General features: G+C 41.4%; 14 protein-coding genes. 5 read left to right on the top strand and 9 right to left on the bottom strand.

Annotated elements, in window-relative coordinates:
• Positions 1–30: 30 nt before the first annotated feature.
• Positions 31–1464 (top strand): collagen-like protein, encoded by a 1434-nt coding sequence (locus AC33VI_RS14310; RefSeq protein ID WP_491782937.1) that lies wholly within the window; start codon positions 31–33, stop codon positions 1462–1464.
• A 10-nt stretch (positions 1465–1474) separates the two neighbouring features.
• Here AC33VI_RS14310 and AC33VI_RS14305 read toward each other — a convergent pair whose 3' ends face one another.
• Positions 1475–2257 (bottom strand): nucleoside phosphorylase, encoded by a 783-nt coding sequence (locus tag AC33VI_RS14305; protein ID WP_491782951.1) that lies wholly within the window; start codon positions 2255–2257, stop codon positions 1475–1477.
• Between the two features lie 93 nt (positions 2258–2350).
• On the opposite strand from AC33VI_RS14305, the gene AC33VI_RS14300 reads away from it, so the two are divergent.
• Positions 2351–4339: a DNA phosphorothioation-associated putative methyltransferase gene (locus tag AC33VI_RS14300; RefSeq protein ID WP_491782936.1), complete on the top strand. Its 1989-nt coding sequence runs from the start codon at positions 2351–2353 to the stop codon at positions 4337–4339.
• A 139-nt stretch (positions 4340–4478) separates the two neighbouring features.
• On the opposite strand, the gene mrdA is transcribed toward AC33VI_RS14300, so the two are convergent.
• Both mrdA and corA read right to left on the bottom strand, forming a co-directional pair.
• Positions 4479–6251: a penicillin-binding protein 2 gene (mrdA, locus tag AC33VI_RS14295; protein ID WP_491782935.1), complete on the bottom strand. Its 1773-nt coding sequence runs from the start codon at positions 6249–6251 to the stop codon at positions 4479–4481.
• 73 nt (positions 6252–6324) lie between these two features.
• Complete coding sequence (gene corA / locus AC33VI_RS14290) at positions 6325–7485, bottom strand: magnesium/cobalt transporter CorA (protein ID WP_491782934.1); 1161 nt, start codon at positions 7483–7485, stop codon at positions 6325–6327.
• A gap of 307 nt (positions 7486–7792) precedes the next feature.
• On the opposite strand from corA, the gene AC33VI_RS14285 reads away from it, so the two are divergent.
• Positions 7793–8473, top strand: a complete 681-nt coding sequence (locus tag AC33VI_RS14285) for a lecithin retinol acyltransferase family protein (RefSeq protein ID WP_491782950.1) — start codon at positions 7793–7795, stop codon at positions 8471–8473.
• Here the strand turns inward: AC33VI_RS14285 and AC33VI_RS14280 are convergent.
• The 5 genes from AC33VI_RS14280 to AC33VI_RS14260 all read right to left on the bottom strand — a co-directional run bounded on the left by AC33VI_RS14280 (position 8470) and on the right by AC33VI_RS14260 (position 15175).
• On the bottom strand, positions 8470–9855 hold the full coding sequence (locus tag AC33VI_RS14280) for an IctB family putative bicarbonate transporter (RefSeq protein ID WP_491782933.1): 1386 nt from the start codon (positions 9853–9855) through the stop codon (positions 8470–8472). The genes AC33VI_RS14285 and AC33VI_RS14280 overlap by 4 nt on opposite strands.
• Positions 9856–9910: 55 nt before the next feature.
• Positions 9911–10717, bottom strand: coding sequence for a tetratricopeptide repeat protein (locus AC33VI_RS14275; RefSeq protein WP_491782932.1), 807 nt, complete (start codon positions 10715–10717; stop codon positions 9911–9913).
• A 48-nt stretch (positions 10718–10765) separates the two neighbouring features.
• Positions 10766–11932 carry a 1-deoxy-D-xylulose-5-phosphate reductoisomerase gene (gene dxr / locus AC33VI_RS14270; RefSeq protein WP_491782931.1) on the bottom strand — a complete coding sequence of 389 codons (1167 nt, stop codon included), beginning with the start codon at positions 11930–11932 and terminating at the stop codon, positions 10766–10768.
• Between the two features lie 105 nt (positions 11933–12037).
• Complete coding sequence (locus AC33VI_RS14265) at positions 12038–12544, bottom strand: single-stranded DNA-binding protein (protein WP_491782930.1); 507 nt, start codon at positions 12542–12544, stop codon at positions 12038–12040.
• Positions 12545–12661: 117 nt separating this feature from the next.
• The gene (locus tag AC33VI_RS14260; RefSeq protein WP_491782949.1) at positions 12662–15175 is read right to left on the bottom strand and encodes a mannose-1-phosphate guanyltransferase; all 2514 of its coding nucleotides are present in this window, start codon (positions 15173–15175) and stop codon (positions 12662–12664) included.
• Between the two features lie 345 nt (positions 15176–15520).
• Here AC33VI_RS14260 and AC33VI_RS14255 point away from each other — a divergent pair, with 345 nt between their 5' ends.
• Positions 15521–15712 (top strand): hypothetical protein, encoded by a 192-nt coding sequence (locus AC33VI_RS14255; protein WP_491782929.1) that lies wholly within the window; start codon positions 15521–15523, stop codon positions 15710–15712.
• Positions 15713–15746: 34 nt separating this feature from the next.
• Entirely contained in the window at positions 15747–16523 is a 777-nt protein-coding gene (locus AC33VI_RS14250) for a cobalt-precorrin-6A reductase (protein WP_491782928.1), read from the top strand.
• Here the strand turns inward: AC33VI_RS14250 and AC33VI_RS14245 are convergent.
• A partial coding sequence (locus AC33VI_RS14245) for a UbiA family prenyltransferase (RefSeq protein WP_491782927.1) occupies positions 16507–16858 on the bottom strand: 352 nt, incomplete at its 5' end. The genes AC33VI_RS14250 and AC33VI_RS14245 overlap by 17 nt on opposite strands.

Raw genomic sequence — 16858 nt, 5'->3', positions numbered from 1 at the left:
AGAATGCAAACAAAATAGTTTTTGTTGACTATGCAAGTACGTTTTTTAAGTAAGGTATCGCTGTTTGTAGCAGTTCTCGCCTTACCGCAGTTTATTCCCTCTGCATCTACTTCTCAATTCTATTCTTGTTCTTCAGTACTGGCAGCAGATAACAAATCTTTAGGAGAATCTGGAGATAACGGCGAACCAGGACTAAAAGGAGCAAATGGTCGCAACAGCGATAACCTAACGGTTTTTGCTGATGGTTCGTCCATGACCTTAGATTTGAGCGGTGGTAATGGCGAACCAGGACAAGCAGGAGATCGGGGCTATGATGCTTTTTGCGATCGCCAGGCGACAAAGGATGTTGGTAAAGATCTACGGGGTGCTGACGGCGGTAGTGGCGGCGATGGAGGCGATGGAGGTATTGGCGGTAACGGTGGCTCTTTAACGGTTTACACTACCAATAAAGAACATCTCAAGCAAATCTATGTCATTGCTGCGGGGGGAGAAGGTGGTGCTGCGGGTAAAGCAGGAGATGGGGGAGAAGGCTGTCAGTGCGATCGCCCTTATTGGAATGAAGAAACCTGTTACGGCAATCCTGGAAGTTCCGATTATAGTTGTACCACTCAAGAATATCAGTGTACTGATGGTTATTCGGGCAAAAAGGGCAGAGATGGTCGCAAGGGTAGAAATGGTAAAAATGGAACTCTGACTTTAATTAATTTAGATAAATCTTTAGCCCCAGATTTGCCAGAAGTTACCGCCCCCATTAGCGAGTTGAAAGGTAGAGGCTTTACCCTATCGAGGAATATCTGGCAGAGTAAAGAGAATGCTTCGGCTTTATTTGCGCCAGGGTCGATTATTGCCAATAAATATAAAGAATTGGTCGCCCGTCACGAGCATTCAGTCTTGGTAGTTTGGGATGCACCTCAGCCAGTGGAACAATTTGATGACAAGCAAATTACCCTTGCTCTTAAGGGAGAAGATGAAGCGAGTATCTTTTTACCCGAAGATCTTTGGCTAGAAACCAAAACTATCAAGCGAGATAAACTAACTGAATTGTTTGTCTTTAATGCGGTGCGGACTAAAGATGTAGACGATCTGACCATCGATGGTTTGTTCGGACAAAATACGGGTTTAGAATTAGATATCTTTGACGAAGCAGAAAAATCTAATCTAGTTAACACAGAGTTCAGGGTTAAATATAAAGTCGGCGAAAAATCGGAAGAGAAAAACTTTTTTGGCGGCAATAGCACGATCTACAAAACCAAATTTGAAGGCACGCTTCTCCCAGAAGCGATCGCCAAACAGGGAAATCTATTTACTTTAAAGTTGGGTCAATTGCCCATCTCTCCCGAACATCTCAAACCAGGTTTAAAGGTAGAAATAGAAGTTACAGCCAAACGTTCTTTAGGAGACAATTCTCAAGTACAAAAACTATCTACTCGCACTACTATCGAAAAACTCCAAAACCAAGGTTAGGGTATTACTTTTAGTTCGATATAGCTTTAATGGCTACTGCGATCGCTTTATTCACCGTACTATCTTTATCCTCCATAACTATAGTTTCGGCATTTGTCCTTTGTGCCACTACCGCACAGACACAAGCAGCAGCAAAACCATAAACTCCAGCCATTTTCAACAAAGTTCCTGCTTCCATTTCATAATTCAAAATATTGAGACGGCGATAGGTTTCGGTAATACCCTTTAACCAAGGTTGCAGGTGAGGATTGGCAGAAGATTCAGTTCTTTCTTGTCCTTCATAAAAAGTATCCACTGAAGCGGTAATTCCTAAATGGTAAGGAATATTTAATTGACGGGCTGCTTCTACTAAAGCCACTGTTAAGAAAGGATCTGCTACCGCAGGATATTCAACAGGAGCGATGTCTAATGCAGCACCCTGACGAGTTAAAGCTGCTTGAGAAACTACAACACTGCCTACGGAAACATGAGGTTGAATCGAACCACAAGTGCCAATGCGAACGAATTGTTTGATACCTACTCGAACTAATTCATTAACCACAATACTTAAGGAACTAGCACCCATGCCACTAGTCCCAACTAAAACGGGTTTTCCACAGGGTAAATTACCCAAATAACTGTTTAGCCCTCGGTACTCGGAAAGCAATTTTACATTTTGTAAATAAGTATGAGCTATATATTGCGATCTTTCTGGTTCTCCAGATAATAGTACTGTTTTAGGTGCATCATCGCCAAGATCTGACTTACTAAAACCAATATGATAAAGTTTCATCTTTAGAATCTGGTTATAAATTTAATAGCTATAAAAAATTTTAAATCTCGTAACTGTCAGGCTTGCACTCTATTCTCTCGATTGTTAACTACTATTGACTAACACTATATTACGATGATAACTCTCGAAAAATTCTCGGAAATTGTCTCTAGTTGTCAAAATAGTAAAGTAGGCAAACGCCTACCTAATGCCCTTTACGTTCACGCCGATGCTTTAGTACATCTCGACCATATATTGAGAGACTATGAGCGTCAAGCTAGAAAGTTGGTTGATAATACTGGCAGCGCAACTATTATCAAATTTGGTACGGATAAACCCAAAATTTCTTATTTATATTATCCCGATTTTGATCGCGAACCCCATCCCCAACTCCATCAAAGTATCGTAGTCGATCTAACTGAAGAACAAGTATCCGTCCGACAATATCACAATTCCCACAACCCGCCAATTCTGCACCGTAAAGAAACTTTTGTCAGTCCCGACTATCCTCTTTATGATACCTTTGCTCAACTAACTAGAGAAGAAGTAGCCTTGGGCTTGTTAGATAATTCCCGTCATATCGGTACTTTACAGGAATGGACTCGTTTGTTGTTGCAACAGGGTATTTCTTTTGTCGAGCATCATACTGCTTGTCCTGTGGATTCTCCTTTAGGGAAACAACCCACTGTCTTGATCGAACGTCATAAAGCAGCATTAAAGCGATCGGATTTATCTCGCCCCGTGAAAATTGCTTTAGAAGCACAACTGTTTGAACCAGGAAACAGCTTTTTTGATTATGGCTGCGGTCACGGACAAGACGTAAAATGTATTAGGGAGTTAGGATATTGTAGTTCTGGATGGGACCCTTTTTATCATCCCAATGCCCAAATTCAAGCAGCAGATATTGTTAATCTAGGCTATATCATCAACGTTATTGAAGATATAGTAGAACGTAGAGAGACATTAATTCAGGCTTGGGAGTTAACCAAAAAAGTTTTGATTGTTTCGGCACAAGTATTGATCGACGATCGCCGTCGCGGTTTAATTGCCTATGGCGATGGAGTAGTTACTAACCGCAATACTTTCCAAAAATATTACGAACAAGAAGAACTAAAAGCCTATATCGATCGCGTTTTAGAAGTCGATTCCATACCCGCAGGATTGGGCATTTATGTAGTTTTCCGCCAAGAATTAGATGCCGAATCTTTCCGCGTTTCTCGCTTGTATTCTAGGGTCAATACGCCTCAAGTCCAAGCAAAAGTTAGGAATTTTGAAGATTATCAAGATTTACTGCGTCCCTTAATGGATTTTTACACTCAAAGAGGACGTTTGCCCATTAAAGGAGAATTACCTAGCGAAGCCGAGATTAAAGAGGAATTCCGCAGCTATCAACGGGCATTTAAACTAATTTTACAAGCTACGGATCGGGATGAATGGGATGCGATCGCCGATAAACGTCGGGAAGATATCTTAGTATATTTAGCTTTAGGTAAATTTAGCGGTCGTCCCACCATTAGAAAACTCTCCCCAGAAATCAAAGCCGATGTCAAAGCCTTGTTTGGCAGCTACAAGCAAGCCTGTAATATTGCCGATCTCCTGTTGTTAAATGTGGGAGATATGGATAAGATCGCCAATCTTTGTCAAGAAAGCACCATTGGCAAACACCTCAAAGATGCGATCGCCGTTCATGTTAGCGCGTTAGAAAAACTACCTCCTCTCCTCAGACTTTATGAAGGCTGTGCCAGTCGCAATTTCTATCGTTTAGAGAATGCCAATATTATTAAACTCTACTACAATAAACCCAAAATTACTTATTTGGTCTATCCCGAATTTGACACTCTCGCTCATCCCACTTTACAGGCAACAATGGAAGTAGATTTGCACAATCTCTCCGTTACCTATCACGATATTTCCGATGAAACAAATCCCTTAATTCTCCATCAAAAAGATACTTTAGTTGCCCCCGATTATCCTGCTTACAAGGAGTTTGTTCGCTTGACCAAGAAAGAACAAAAAACAGGTTTGCTAAACAATAAGGATGCGATCCGTCGTCTACACGGTTGGTTGCGCTGCTTGAGAGAACACGAAGTTATTATTGAGGGACATCAGTTAAGTAATAGGTAATAGGTAGTAGTGTGACTTGTTGGGTGCTAATCAATAACTCTGAAAACCACCCGTTCAGAACTAAGACATCTGAATAACTAATATCGCAAAATAACTCTTCTAACTACTAATTACTAACTACTAACTACTAACTACTAAATTATGGCTCGCTAAAATAAGCTTCCATTACTTGTCTGACTAGGGGAGCAGCCACCGAACCACCCCCACCGCCAGAATGTTCGGCAAATGCAACTACCACAATTTCTGGTTTATCGAAGGGAGCATAAGCCCCAAACCAAGTATGAGAATCCCCTGGAGGAGCTTCTGCCGTCCCGCTTTTTCCCGCCCCAGGAGGGGTTTGGGGAGAGTTTAATCTAGTTCCCGTACCGACCTCTACTACTGCTCTCAGACCTTTGCTGATAGTGTCGATAGTGCTGGGCTTAAGATTCAAGCTAACTCTTTGGGCTTGTTTGGTTTCGCTATCGGTTTGCAACAGATGGGGTTGTACTCGATAACCGTTATTGGCGATCGCGCTAAACATCACTGCTACTTGTAAAGGAGTAGCAGAGGTGAATCCCTGACCGATGGACATATTAACCGTATCCCCCGCAGTCCAACCCCAATTATTGAAATTGAGTCGTTTCCAAGCATCATCGGCAATCAATCCCTTGGTTTCCCCTTGTAATTCAATACCTGTTTTTTCGCCAAACCCAAATTTACGCGCCCATTTAATTAAGGCTTCTCCCCCTACTCCCCGACCGATTTGTCCGTAAAAAGTATTGCTACTCCAAGCTAGAGAAGACACATATCCCATCCGCCCAAAGCCTCGTTTATTCCATTCTCCAAATCGAGTTCCTCCTACAGAGATATAAGGATATGTCCCCAAAACAGTATTAGGGGGATATTTGCCCGATTCCAATCCTGCGGTAGCGGTAACGATTTTAAAAGTAGAAGCGGGAGGAAAAGCCCGCAATGCCATATTCAGAAAAGGATTACCTTGAGCTTGTAATTCTCGCCAAATGTCATTGGTAATCGGGGCAGAAAAAATATTCGGGTCAAAGTTAGGAAAGCTTGCCATTGCTATGACTGCACCATTGTGGGGATTTAAAGCCACGATTGCCCCTTTGGTATTTCCCAGGGCTTGTTCTGCTGCCTTTTGCACTTCCGCATCGAGAGTTAAAGTAATATCTTTTCCCGCTCCCGCAGGATTTTCTCCCAAAAGTTCGACAATGCGCCCCGCACCATCAACGCCGAGTTTCAATCCGCCCCAAGTTCCCCGTAATTTTTTTTCATAGGCAGATTCTACACCCATTCTGCCCATCACATCCCCCAAGCGATAGCCGTCAGGTTTGAGTTTGTCTAACTCTTCTCGATTGAGTTCCCCTGTATAGCCAATGATGTGGGCTGCTAATTTTTCTTGGGGATAATGTCGAACTTTACCTACATCTATTTCAACCCATTTTAATTGAGTGCGATATTCTTCTAGGGCGGTAATTTGTTCTGGAGTCAGATTGCGCCCAATAGGAATGAGACTGGGATAGTTGTATCCTGCTGCTTCTACTCTTTTTTGCAGATCTGCTGGTTCTATTTCTAGTATGCGAGCGATTAAATCTCTGTTTTTTCGCCAATTCCTTTGTTTTTGGGCTTTGGGCCACAAATAAGCGGAATGAGATAAACGATTGGTGGCTAAAATTCTGCCTTTGCGGTCTAAAATAGTACCTCTAACTGGGGGTTTAGGAACGATTCTGGTACGATTTTCCTCAGCCTTGGCCTGATTGAGATTTCCCTGTTGTAATTGTAAATAAGCCAAACGCCAACCAATTCCGCCAAAAAAGATCGAGCTAATCACCAGCACAATGGGAATTGCTTGAAATTGATTCCCTACAGTACGGTCAGAATAATCTTGAGATTTATTTTTGAGTTTAGCTGACATACATCCCCAGTTAGGATAGTTCTTTTATTCTGCCCAATTTCGATCGCAACTCGATCGCCGACTGCATTAAAAGTTATTTGGGTATCTTAGAAAAGTCTTTAAACCAACCCCTTCGCCAAAAGAAATAAACTAGAGAAGCAGCAGTGGCAAACATCGCAGCCCAACAGAGAGGATAGCCCCAATACCAGTCTAATTCTGGCATATTCCAAGGGGAAGCATTAGTGTTAAAGTTCATGCCATAGATACCTGCAATAAAGGTAAGAGGAATAAAGATACTAGAAATTACGGTTAATAGTTTCATCACCTCATTCATTTTGTTGCTAATAGCAGAAAGATAAATATCTGTGAGGCTGGAGGCTAATTCCCGATAGGTTTCGATGATGTCGATAATTTGTACGGTGTGATCGTAACAATCCCTGAGGAAAATTAAAATATCAGGGTCGATAACGCTACTGCCATCTCTAATCAATGAGTTTAAAGCATTTCTTTGAGGCCAAATCGCTCGTCTTAAAGCTAATAACTCTCTTTTAATTTGATATACTTCTGCCAAATCGCTATTACTAGGATTAAAAATAACTTTATCTTCTAAATCTTCAATTTTTTCGCCATATATCTCTAAAACAGGGAAAAATCCATCAATAATTGCATCCCAAAGGGCGTAGGCTAAATAATCTGCCCCCATATTCCTGATCGAGCCTTTATTATATTGAATCCTGCGCCTGACAGGTAAAAAACAATCTTTTTCGGGTTTTTCTTGTACCGTCAGTAAATAGTTTTTACCCACTACCAAACTAACTTGCTCCAACCAAAAGCCCTCTCCCGATGGTTTAAGAACTACCATTTGAGTAATTATCACTAGTTGTTGGGGGTAGTCTTCTACTTTTGGTCTTTGAGGAACATTGACCACATCTTCTAATACCAAAGGATGTAACTCAAATACCCTGCCCAATCTTTGTAAAATGCTTTCACTACCCAATCCTTTAACATCTACCCAAGATACAGAACTAGTCTTTAGATGCTTGGCACAGCCTTCAGGGGTTAAATTATGGATGCGATGGGCGCGATCGCGACTATAATCAATTAAAATAATTTCAGGGATTTCGGCATCTTCTTCTATGTTAAGCGTCCCTGGAATACTTCCTGGTTGCTCGTAAGCATAATCAAATAAATCTTCTTCTTCTACCTCAGTGGGGAGCAGATTGTTTCGTTCGCTGGTTTGGCTTTCATAGCTCATAAGAAGTTCTCAAGTGAAAAATACTCTTTTAAATTATGACCCAAAAAAATACCAGCGACGCGATCGCTGGTTAGATAAAATGTTGTTGTTGTTTAAGCCTGGAAAAATCTTTAGTTGCACGTTCCCACAGGAGACAACTATGAAAATCTTTTTGACTCACTAAGAATTGTAACAGAAGATACGGGATATTTGTAAAAAAATAATAATTGTATCGTCTGTTACTTGTATTTTACGCTATGTACCTATGGGGCAAAGTGATTTGAGTCGGTGCGAACAATAATTTTTACTTAATTTAAAAAAATTGCTCATGGCAAAAGGCGATCGCATTTACGTATATCGAAATTTGTGGCAGTTGGATGGCTTGTATCAGCATCACGGTATTGATTGCGGTGACGGCACGGTAATTCACTATCGCAAACCCAGCGAAACTATTGAAAGGACTAGTTTAGAGACTTTTGCTAGGGGAAATCCCATTTATGTCGTTGAAGAAAGAAATGGGTTTAGCTATATTCCCGATGCGGTGGTAGAAAGGGCAGAAAGCCGTTTGGGAGAGCATAAATATAATTTACTGTTTAATAATTGCGAGCATTTTGCTAATTGGTGTAAAACGGGAAACATCCACAGCGAACAGGTCAGCAATTTTGTGCCTCTCATTCATAACCTCCACCCCGACAAGCTTTACGAGCCAATCAAACAAGCCCTAAAAGGTAAAGATAATAGAACAGCCCAACAATTATTAGCCGAATCTCTCAAGGATATTAAATCGGTTTGGGAGCAAATTCAGCCCCAATACCAACAAGCCGTTGCCGAAGTTTCTACTTGGGATAAAGTAGCCAAAGAAGCAATAAAACGCGATCGCGAAGATTTAGCTCGGGCTGCGATCGCTAAAAAGTTAAAGTATCAAAAGCAAGCTACCAAACTAGAAATCGAACTCAGTGAGTTAGCGGAAATGACCGAAAATATTGTTCGCAATCAACAGGAAATTTAATTTATTTTTTCGGAGTTGTCGAGCGCCACTTCTTCATAGAAACTAGCAATAATCGCTAACATTAACCACCAAATAGTATTAATTTGGGGACGATACCAAACAGTATCGACAAAACCGTGAAAACCCAAACTAGCAGTAGCGGCGATCGCTCCAATCAGATAAATACCTCTTAGATCTCTATTTTGACGCAAGCGATTTAACTGTCTCATCCCGCGATCGAGAGTAACTGCAATGAGCCAGACAAAGCAACTAAAGCCAATGTAGCCCATTTCGACTAGGTGTTCTAAATATACGGAATAGGCACTTAAGGCGGGATAGCGAGAGTTCATGTAGCGGGGGTAAATCTGGTTAAAGGCATCGTTTCCTGGTCCAATACCAATCAAGGGATAGTCTTTGATAATTCTAAAACAAGCTTCCCAGACATTGATGCGAAAATTATTGCTACTATCTTCTCTGCCTGCAAAAATACTCATCAGTCTAATTCTTAAAGGCTCGACAGAAATAAAGGCGGCAATAAACAATCCTGCCAAACTGCCAAAGACTAACGGCAACAACCAAACTTGCCAAAAACGGGGTAAATATTTTTGCCACCAAAAATAAAATAATAATAGTAATACCCCAATTAATACCGCCATTGCCAGCCAAGCACCGCGACTATCGGTAAAATACAAACAAGCTGAATTCATCCCTACCATAATCGCTGCTAGGGTTTTTTGAATCCAAGTTTGCCAGACAAATACTGCTGCAATACTTAAAGCGATCGCGGGTAATAAATAGCCCCCCAATAAATTAGGATTGCCCAAATAACTATATACTCTAGTATCGCCAGCTAAAGCCGAATTGGGATCGTTCCAAGTAGCAAGCTGTTGCACCCCAAAAAATTCTTGACGCACTCCATAGGCACTAACCAAAAGAGCCGTTAATAAAAAACTAGTCAGAATCCAATTACACAGTCTTGGCGAGCGCAAAATTTTGGCAGCCAGAGCAAATAGCATCAAGTATAAAGTTAAAGTTACCCAACCATTCAAAGCCGCCTGTTTAACGGGAGAAAATGCCGTCGCAATGGTCGCCACACACCAGTACAAAAACACCAAAACATGAATCGGAGTAATAATCGTTTTCTCAGTCTCGGTTAAAGCCGTTAAAACCCAGTAGGCAGCAACGGCAATTAACAAAACTCCAATCAAAGAAGTAGAGACAAAGGGCGCGAGTAAAAAAACCATCGCGATCGTACAAGCTGCGATCGCTTCACTCCATTGCAACAGCCAACTTCCTTCCCGCCAATTGGCAAACAATCCCACAAGACGATATAAAAAGCTACTCCTGTGCCACTTTAGTACCTCTGGCGTGGCTAGCATGATAGTTGACCAAGGATTTTTCATGATTGGGAAGAGATTTTTATTGCCGATTCATTTTAACGAACAAGATTAAATCTGGTTAGCTAAGATTTAAGAATTTTTCCAAAGCCCCCACCATTGCAGGAGGCCAACGGCGAATATTTTTAATCCAGTCTAAATCTTGATAGCGACTGTCTAAGCCTACTGCTGCCACCCAATTGCTTTCTGCGTCTCCTTGTTTGCCTTCTACCCATAAAGCTGCTGCTAGTGCTGCCCGCATATCCGAATACATGGGATATTTTCGGACTAAATTGCGCATATTACGAATTGCTTCGGGGCGATCGCCAAGTTGATAAATAACTAAAGCAGCATTACCCCTTGCCATCGGAAAATCGGGAGCTAGCTCTGCGGCTTGTTGGTAGTCTTCTAAAGCTTCTTGCCATAGTTCTTGTCCTGCTTTAGCGTTACCACGATTGTTTAAAGCTACAGGATCTTCAGGAGTAATGTTAAGGACTCGATTATAATCGGCGATCGCTTCATCCCACTGTTTTTTTCCTTCATAAGCAATACCTCGATTGAGATAGGCATCGGGATATTCTGGGGCTATTTCAATGGAGCGATCAAAGTCGGCGATCGCTTCTGTTAGTTTGTATTGACCGATTCTCACGTTACCCCGATTGCTCCATACCGCTGGGTTTTCGGGAAACTCTTTAATTAACTCCGTCCAATAGATTTCTGCTATGTCAAAATTACCTTTTTGTGCTGCTGCAAAGGCTTTTTTAGCAGTTTTCTCGCCACGAGCGATTTGTTGCGAACTAAATTCTTTAGCTGCTACTGCTGCCATGTCGTAACTTGGCAAGATCCAAAAAGAAAATATTAAAAATAAACTTATTAACCAGCGATTCATAAATTTAGTTGTCAGTTGTTAGTTGTCAGTTGTTAGTTGATGGGTTGTTCAATGATTAGCGTCAGCATCAATAATTGCTTGTCTTGCCCAAGTATCCGCAGACAAAATATCGTCTAAGCTGGGATTAGAATTATTTTGACTAGAAAAGCGATCGCAAACTGTTTCAATTAAACGAGGAATATCTAGGAAGCCAATTTTCTCGGCTAAAAATAAAGCTACAGCCTGTTCGTTAGCTGCATTTAAAACGGCTGGCATCAATCCCCCCGCTCTCCCCGCAGCATAGGCTAGTTGCATACAAGGATATTTTTGATGATCTGGCTCTCTAAAGGTTAAATCCCCTGCTTTGACTAGATCTAATCTTTCCCAGTCGGTGTAGATTCTTTCGGGGAAAGATAGAGCATATAGTAAAGGAAGACGCATATCGGGCCACCCTAGTTGTGCTAATACTGAGGTGTCTTGTAACTCGATTAAAGAGTGAATAATGCTTTGAGGGTGAATCACAATTTCAATGCGATCGTAGTCTACATCGAATAGATAATGAGCTTCGATTACTTCCAAACCTTTATTCATCAAGGTTGCCGAATCGATCGTAATCTTTTGTCCCATCGACCAGTTAGGATGTTTGAGGGCATCCTTAACCGTTACTGAGCTTAATTTTTCTACGGGCAAGTCGCGAAACGAACCACCAGAAGCAGTGAGAATAATTTTTCTCAATCCTCTTTCGGGTACTCCCTGGAGACATTGAAAAATAGCCGAATGCTCGGAGTCTGCGGGCAGTAACTTGACCCCGTGTTTTTTTACTAAAGGCAAAACTACAGGCGCGCCAGCAATTAAAGTCTCTTTGTTGGCTAAAGCAATATCTTTTCCCGCTTCAATCGCGGCAATGGTTGGCAACAAACCAGCACAGCCGACAATCCCCGTAACTACGCTTTCTGCATCGCCATAACGAGCTACTTCACAAATACCTTCTTGTCCGACTAATATTTGCGGTTTGTGGTCGAAATCGGCAATAGCCGCTTCTAATTCAGAAAGTTTTTTGCCATTACCCAAAGCTACTATTTCGGGTTTAAAAATACGTATTTGCTCCCCTAAAAGAGTTACATTACTCCCCGCTGCCAACCCCACCACGCGAAACTTATCTGGATTATGAGTAACAATATCAAGGGTTTGCGTTCCAATCGAACCAGTAGAGCCCAAAATAGTAATTGCTTTCATGATGATATTTTATATAGCGATCGATATTGATCTAACTATAAGTTCTTAGGTGGGGTCTAGTTAAGGTTTTTTTTATGTTTTGCAATACAAGCTTTCAACTAACAGTTAAAAAGGAATGCGATCCCAATCTTCATTATTTTCGCTCTCGGAGGGAGTTTCCTCCGTAACAGGAGTTGTGCTGCTGACAGTTGCAGGTGTGGGTTGACTTTGTAAAGTGGAGGCAAAATCAACAACGTTATTTGGTTCTGGTTCGATGGGAGTGGGATAAGTAGGTTGGCTAGTAGCAGGGGGAGTAACATTGCTGGCAACTGCCCCACCAACGGGATAGATACGAGAAGCAACTAATGTTGCTCGTTTCTCTTTATAGCCTTCGGGCATTTCGTAGGAATTCATCGATAATCGCCCTTCAATGACAATGTTATCTCCCACATGATAAGCATTCTTCATCTCTTCAGCGAGGTTGCCCCATCCGTCTATTTTTAGAGTTCCTGGTGCCTCTCCTTCTCTACTTGAGGGAAACTCAACCATCATGGAAGCTATACTCATGCCGTCTTGAGTCGAGCGCAATTCTGGATCTCTAACTACTTTTGCCATCAACACGCAGCTATTCATTACTTGGCTACTCCTTGTTTTGGGAAACTACTTAAAATTTGTTGAACAATTGTACTATTAATTCAATTATAGAGAAATACAGTCTTCGTAATTCTAAAAGGATCTTGAGATTTAGGGTTAATTTTGCTCGCGATCGATAAAATTTTGCACTCTCTGGCGATATTCTGCAAGTTGTCGGTCAACCCAATGGCGATCGCCACTGTTAGCATAAATATGTACTAAGGGTTCTCCCGCATCGGGCAAGATTAAAATCCAATTATCGTTTTGAGGATTAACTATTTTAACTCCATCGATTAATTCTAAATTCTCTGTAGGATGGGTTTCTACTAAATAACGCATCAAAGAGCCTTTAATTTTCCAAGGACAACGTACCGAACAAAACTTATGACAGACGCTAGGTAAATCATTCCGAATATCTGCAAGCGATCGCTCTTGAATAGTCAGCATTTCGATCAGTTTAGCAATACTAAACATGGCATCAAAACCAGGGTGAAGGTGGGGGAAAATAAAGCCCATATCGCTATTTCCTCCCAAAACCACGTTAGAACTGCCTTGAGAAGTTTCCATTAATGCCGTGGGGTTGACCTTAGTGCGAATTACTCGACCATCGTGACGGCGAGCGATTTCTTCTACGGCACTAGAAGCATTAACGGGGACAACTACGGTGCTACGGGGGTTAGCAGTAAAAATAGTATTGACCATCAAAGCAGTTAAGATTTCACCGCGAATGGGCAATCCCGTTTCATCAACTAAGATAAACTGTTCTCCATTAGCCGACACTTGTACGCCAAAATTCGCCCTCAGAGCTTCTACTACTTGACCTAACTGATCTAGCAGCATTTCTTTTTCACTAACAGAAATTGCCGTTTCCCGCAAGCTGGCGTTTAAAACTACTGCATCGCAACCAAACTTAGCCAACAATTGAGGCAGAATTGCCCCCGAAACCCCGTATACGTAGTCGATCACAATTTTAGAAGAGCTATTGCGGACTGCTGCCACATTAATATACCTCTCAAAAGTACGACTGTAGGTATCCATCACTCCGCTAGGATAACTAACTTGACCGATTTCTTGAATGGCTACTCGGCGTAAATCTTCCTTAAAATAAGCCCCTTCAATTTTTTTCTCTTTTGATTTGGGAATGCTAATACCCTGGCGATCAAAAAATTCAATTAATAAATAATCTGGTCGATTGGGTTCTAAGCGAATGTGAATTCCCCCTTCTACATCTTGATAATTATTAATCATCGTTCGCGAAATAGGAATTGCCGTAGCTTCTAAATTCTGCACGTTGACCCCTGCCGACATCAAACCAGCAATTATCGCCCTACCAACCATCCGCGAAACGCTGCGCTGATCGCGAGATACTAAGACAGTCGAACCTAATTTAAGAGTCGAACCATAAGAAGCCCCCAACTTGACCACAAATTCAGGGGTTAAATCGATATTTGCCAGCCCCGAAACGCCCCTTTGACCAAAAAGATTGCGTTGGGCAGTATTACCCCAAATCAAATTAATATTGAGAATCGCTCCCGATTCAATCCTTTTGCTGGGCCAAACCCTAACTCCTGGGGCAATTTGAGCTTCTTCTCCCACAATTGATAATGCCCCAACCACAGATCCTTCTAAAGCTTGCGACCGCCGATCCATCCTCGTACCGCGAGAGATAGTACAGGCGCGTAAATGGGATTCGTCCCCTATTGTTGCCCCATTCCAAATAATTGGTCGTTTGAGGTCGGCATCAGCCCCGATAGTAACATTGTCGCCGATTACCGTTCCTGCTTCGATGCGGACTCTTGCCCCAATGCGACAATTATCGCCGATTAAAGCTGGTGCTTCTATCTTCACGCTAGGATCGATGTAGGTATTGTTGCCGATCCAAATTCCTGCCGATTGTTCTCTGTAGCTAAAGTCTAGTTTAACTTTTTTATTCAATCCATCGTATTGTGCCTCGCGATAAGCTTCCAGGTGACCCACATCGCACCAATAGCCCTCGGCAATATAACCATACATGGGTTCGCCTTTTGCCAACAATAAAGGAAATAAGTCTTTGGAAAAGTCTGACTCTTCGTTTTCGGGCAAATATTCTAGAACTTCTGGTTCGAGGATATAGGTTCCCGTATTGACAGTATCGGAAAAAATTTCACTTAAAGAAGGTTTTTCTAAAAAGCGATTGATTTTGCCGTCTGGATCGGTAATGACCACCCCAAACTCTACGGGGTTGGGTACGCGAGTCAAAATTAATGTGGCTTTGGATTTTTTTTCCCGATGAAAGGCGATCGCTGCTTGGAGGTCAAAGTCAGTAATTGCATCGCCACTAATGGTAACAAAAGTATCATCTAACCATTGATGAATATTTTTCACACAACCCGCAGTACCCAACGGCTGTTCTTCTTCTACTGCATAGGTCATTTGTACGCCAAAATCGCTACCATCTTGGAAATAGTCTCGCATCACATCGGGTAGATAGTAGAGAGTGGCAATTACCTCAGTTATGTTGTTTCGTTTTAATAAATTAATAATATGTTCGGCTATGGGGCGATTTAATACTGGCACCATCGGTTTGGGCAGATCGCAGGTTAGGGGGCGCAATCTAGTCCCCGAACCACCCGCCATTAATACTGCTCGCATCATAACCTCCTTAAGTTATTGGTATGTATTATTTTTTTAAGAATCGTAAGCTTGGGAAACCCCAGATTTTTTACCGACTAGTGTTTTCACTTGGTCGTATCTTAAAAGCTGTTAAATCTAATCGATATCGATCGCTAGATCGGATTAATAATAAAGTCTAAAATTCGATTAATGCTGCAAAGTAATGAATTGTTAGAGATATTATGGTGATTTTGATTTATAGATTTACTGAATATTGTAGAACGACCGAGATCTAACTACCCTTTGATTAAGATTAAAAAGAAATTGGGTCAATTGTTAAAATATTAGTACTGTTTTTTGTTTTATCTTAGATAAGTTAGAAAGATGTCACTTATTGGTTTTATTTTATTGGTAGTTTATGTCGGTGGAATTTGGAAATTTTTATCAGGTTATCGTCGTACCAACTTCAACTCTGGTTTGCCAGGACGCATTTCTCTGGCTTTATTGTGGCCTGTATTGCTAATTACTAATAAGTCTTACCGTCGTAATTTCCAGAAGGCTCTCAAGGGAAGATAGCAGGTAGCAGGTAGTAGCTAGTGGGTAGTGGATCATGAATCAACAAGTTTGGTTGATTGGCGGTACTAGCGATAGTGCAAAAATTGCTCGTCTACTATCAGAACAAGAATTACCTTTTATTGTTAGCGTCGTTACCCCTTCGGCTAAATCTTTGTATGCCGATCGCACCAATATTAGTATTGGCTGTATGAATCGAGAGAAGATGCAGTCTTTTTGCTTAGAGAAAAAGATTAGCCAGATAATTGATGCTTCCCACCCTTATGCTGTGGAAGTTTCTCAAAATGCGATCGCCATTAGTCAAGAGTTAAATATTCCTTATTTACGCTACGAAAGAAGTTACCCTCGCCAAGAGAAGGTAACCGAAACTAATTTATTAATTACCGAACTCGATAGTTTTGCAACTTTAATTGCAGGGGACTATCTTACAGGACAAAAAGTATTATTAACCGTTGGCTGCAAAGCCTTGCCTTGGTTTCAAAATTGCCACAATCGCTCTACTTTATACGCCAGAATCTTACCTAAAATTGAATCTTTAAAAGTAGCGAAAAATGCTGGATTTACCAGCGAGCGCTTGATTGCTATGCGCCCGCCCTTTAGTCTGGCTTGGGAAAAAGCTTTGTGGCAACAGTGGCAGATTTCTTTAGTGGTAACCAAAGCATCGGGCAAAGCAGGAGGAGAAGATATTAAAAGACAAGTGGCAACTGAGTTAAATATTCCTCTAATTATTATTTCTCGTCCTAAAATGATTTATCCCCAACAGACTTTTAGTTTGGTAGAACTGTCGGAACTATTGACTAAGTTAAATAACTAATAACTTCTCCCAATAACAAAATAAAGCCCAACCACACATTTTGTCCTAAAACTTTGCCATATAGTTCGCGAGAAAGATCGGGTTGGCGAAGCTTGCTATATTGCCAACCCCAAGCAACGGTAACTAAAATCAGAGATACCCAAAAAGCTAGATTTAGGGAAAGACTCAGTCCTAGATAAACCATCAAACCAGCAGTAAGACCATAAAAAAAAGCGATCGCTTCTGGAGTATATTTGCCAAAAAAAATCGCGCTAGAATTAATTCCTACTTTTAAATCGTCTTCGCGATCGCTGAGGGCATAACCCGTATCGAAACCCATCGTCCATGCTACCGTC

The sequence above is a fragment of the Waterburya sp. genome (assembly GCF_058530065.1).
The sequence above is the reverse complement of the archived record's forward strand: the minus strand, read 5'-3'. Positions and strand labels throughout refer to the sequence as shown.

What these genes read in the sequence shown, in the direction of transcription:
- AC33VI_RS14310 (WP_491782937.1), top strand. Translation starts at nt 31, where the DNA reads ATGCAAGTACGTTTTTTAAGTAAGGTATCGCTGTTTGTAGCAGTTCTC.
- AC33VI_RS14300 (WP_491782936.1), top strand. Translation starts at nt 2,351, where the DNA reads ATGATAACTCTCGAAAAATTCTCGGAAATTGTCTCTAGTTGTCAAAAT.
- mrdA (WP_491782935.1), bottom strand. Translation starts at nt 6,251, where the DNA reads ATGTCAGCTAAACTCAAAAATAAATCTCAAGATTATTCTGACCGTACT.
- corA (WP_491782934.1), bottom strand. Translation starts at nt 7,485, where the DNA reads ATGAGCTATGAAAGCCAAACCAGCGAACGAAACAATCTGCTCCCCACT.
- AC33VI_RS14285 (WP_491782950.1), top strand. Translation starts at nt 7,793, where the DNA reads ATGGCAAAAGGCGATCGCATTTACGTATATCGAAATTTGTGGCAGTTG.
- AC33VI_RS14280 (WP_491782933.1), bottom strand. Translation starts at nt 9,855, where the DNA reads ATGAAAAATCCTTGGTCAACTATCATGCTAGCCACGCCAGAGGTACTA.
- AC33VI_RS14275 (WP_491782932.1), bottom strand. Translation starts at nt 10,717, where the DNA reads ATGAATCGCTGGTTAATAAGTTTATTTTTAATATTTTCTTTTTGGATC.
- dxr (WP_491782931.1), bottom strand. Translation starts at nt 11,932, where the DNA reads ATGAAAGCAATTACTATTTTGGGCTCTACTGGTTCGATTGGAACGCAA.
- AC33VI_RS14265 (WP_491782930.1), bottom strand. Translation starts at nt 12,544, where the DNA reads ATGAATAGCTGCGTGTTGATGGCAAAAGTAGTTAGAGATCCAGAATTG.
- AC33VI_RS14260 (WP_491782949.1), bottom strand. Translation starts at nt 15,175, where the DNA reads ATGCGAGCAGTATTAATGGCGGGTGGTTCGGGGACTAGATTGCGCCCC.
- AC33VI_RS14255 (WP_491782929.1), top strand. Translation starts at nt 15,521, where the DNA reads ATGTCACTTATTGGTTTTATTTTATTGGTAGTTTATGTCGGTGGAATT.
- AC33VI_RS14250 (WP_491782928.1), top strand. Translation starts at nt 15,747, where the DNA reads ATGAATCAACAAGTTTGGTTGATTGGCGGTACTAGCGATAGTGCAAAA.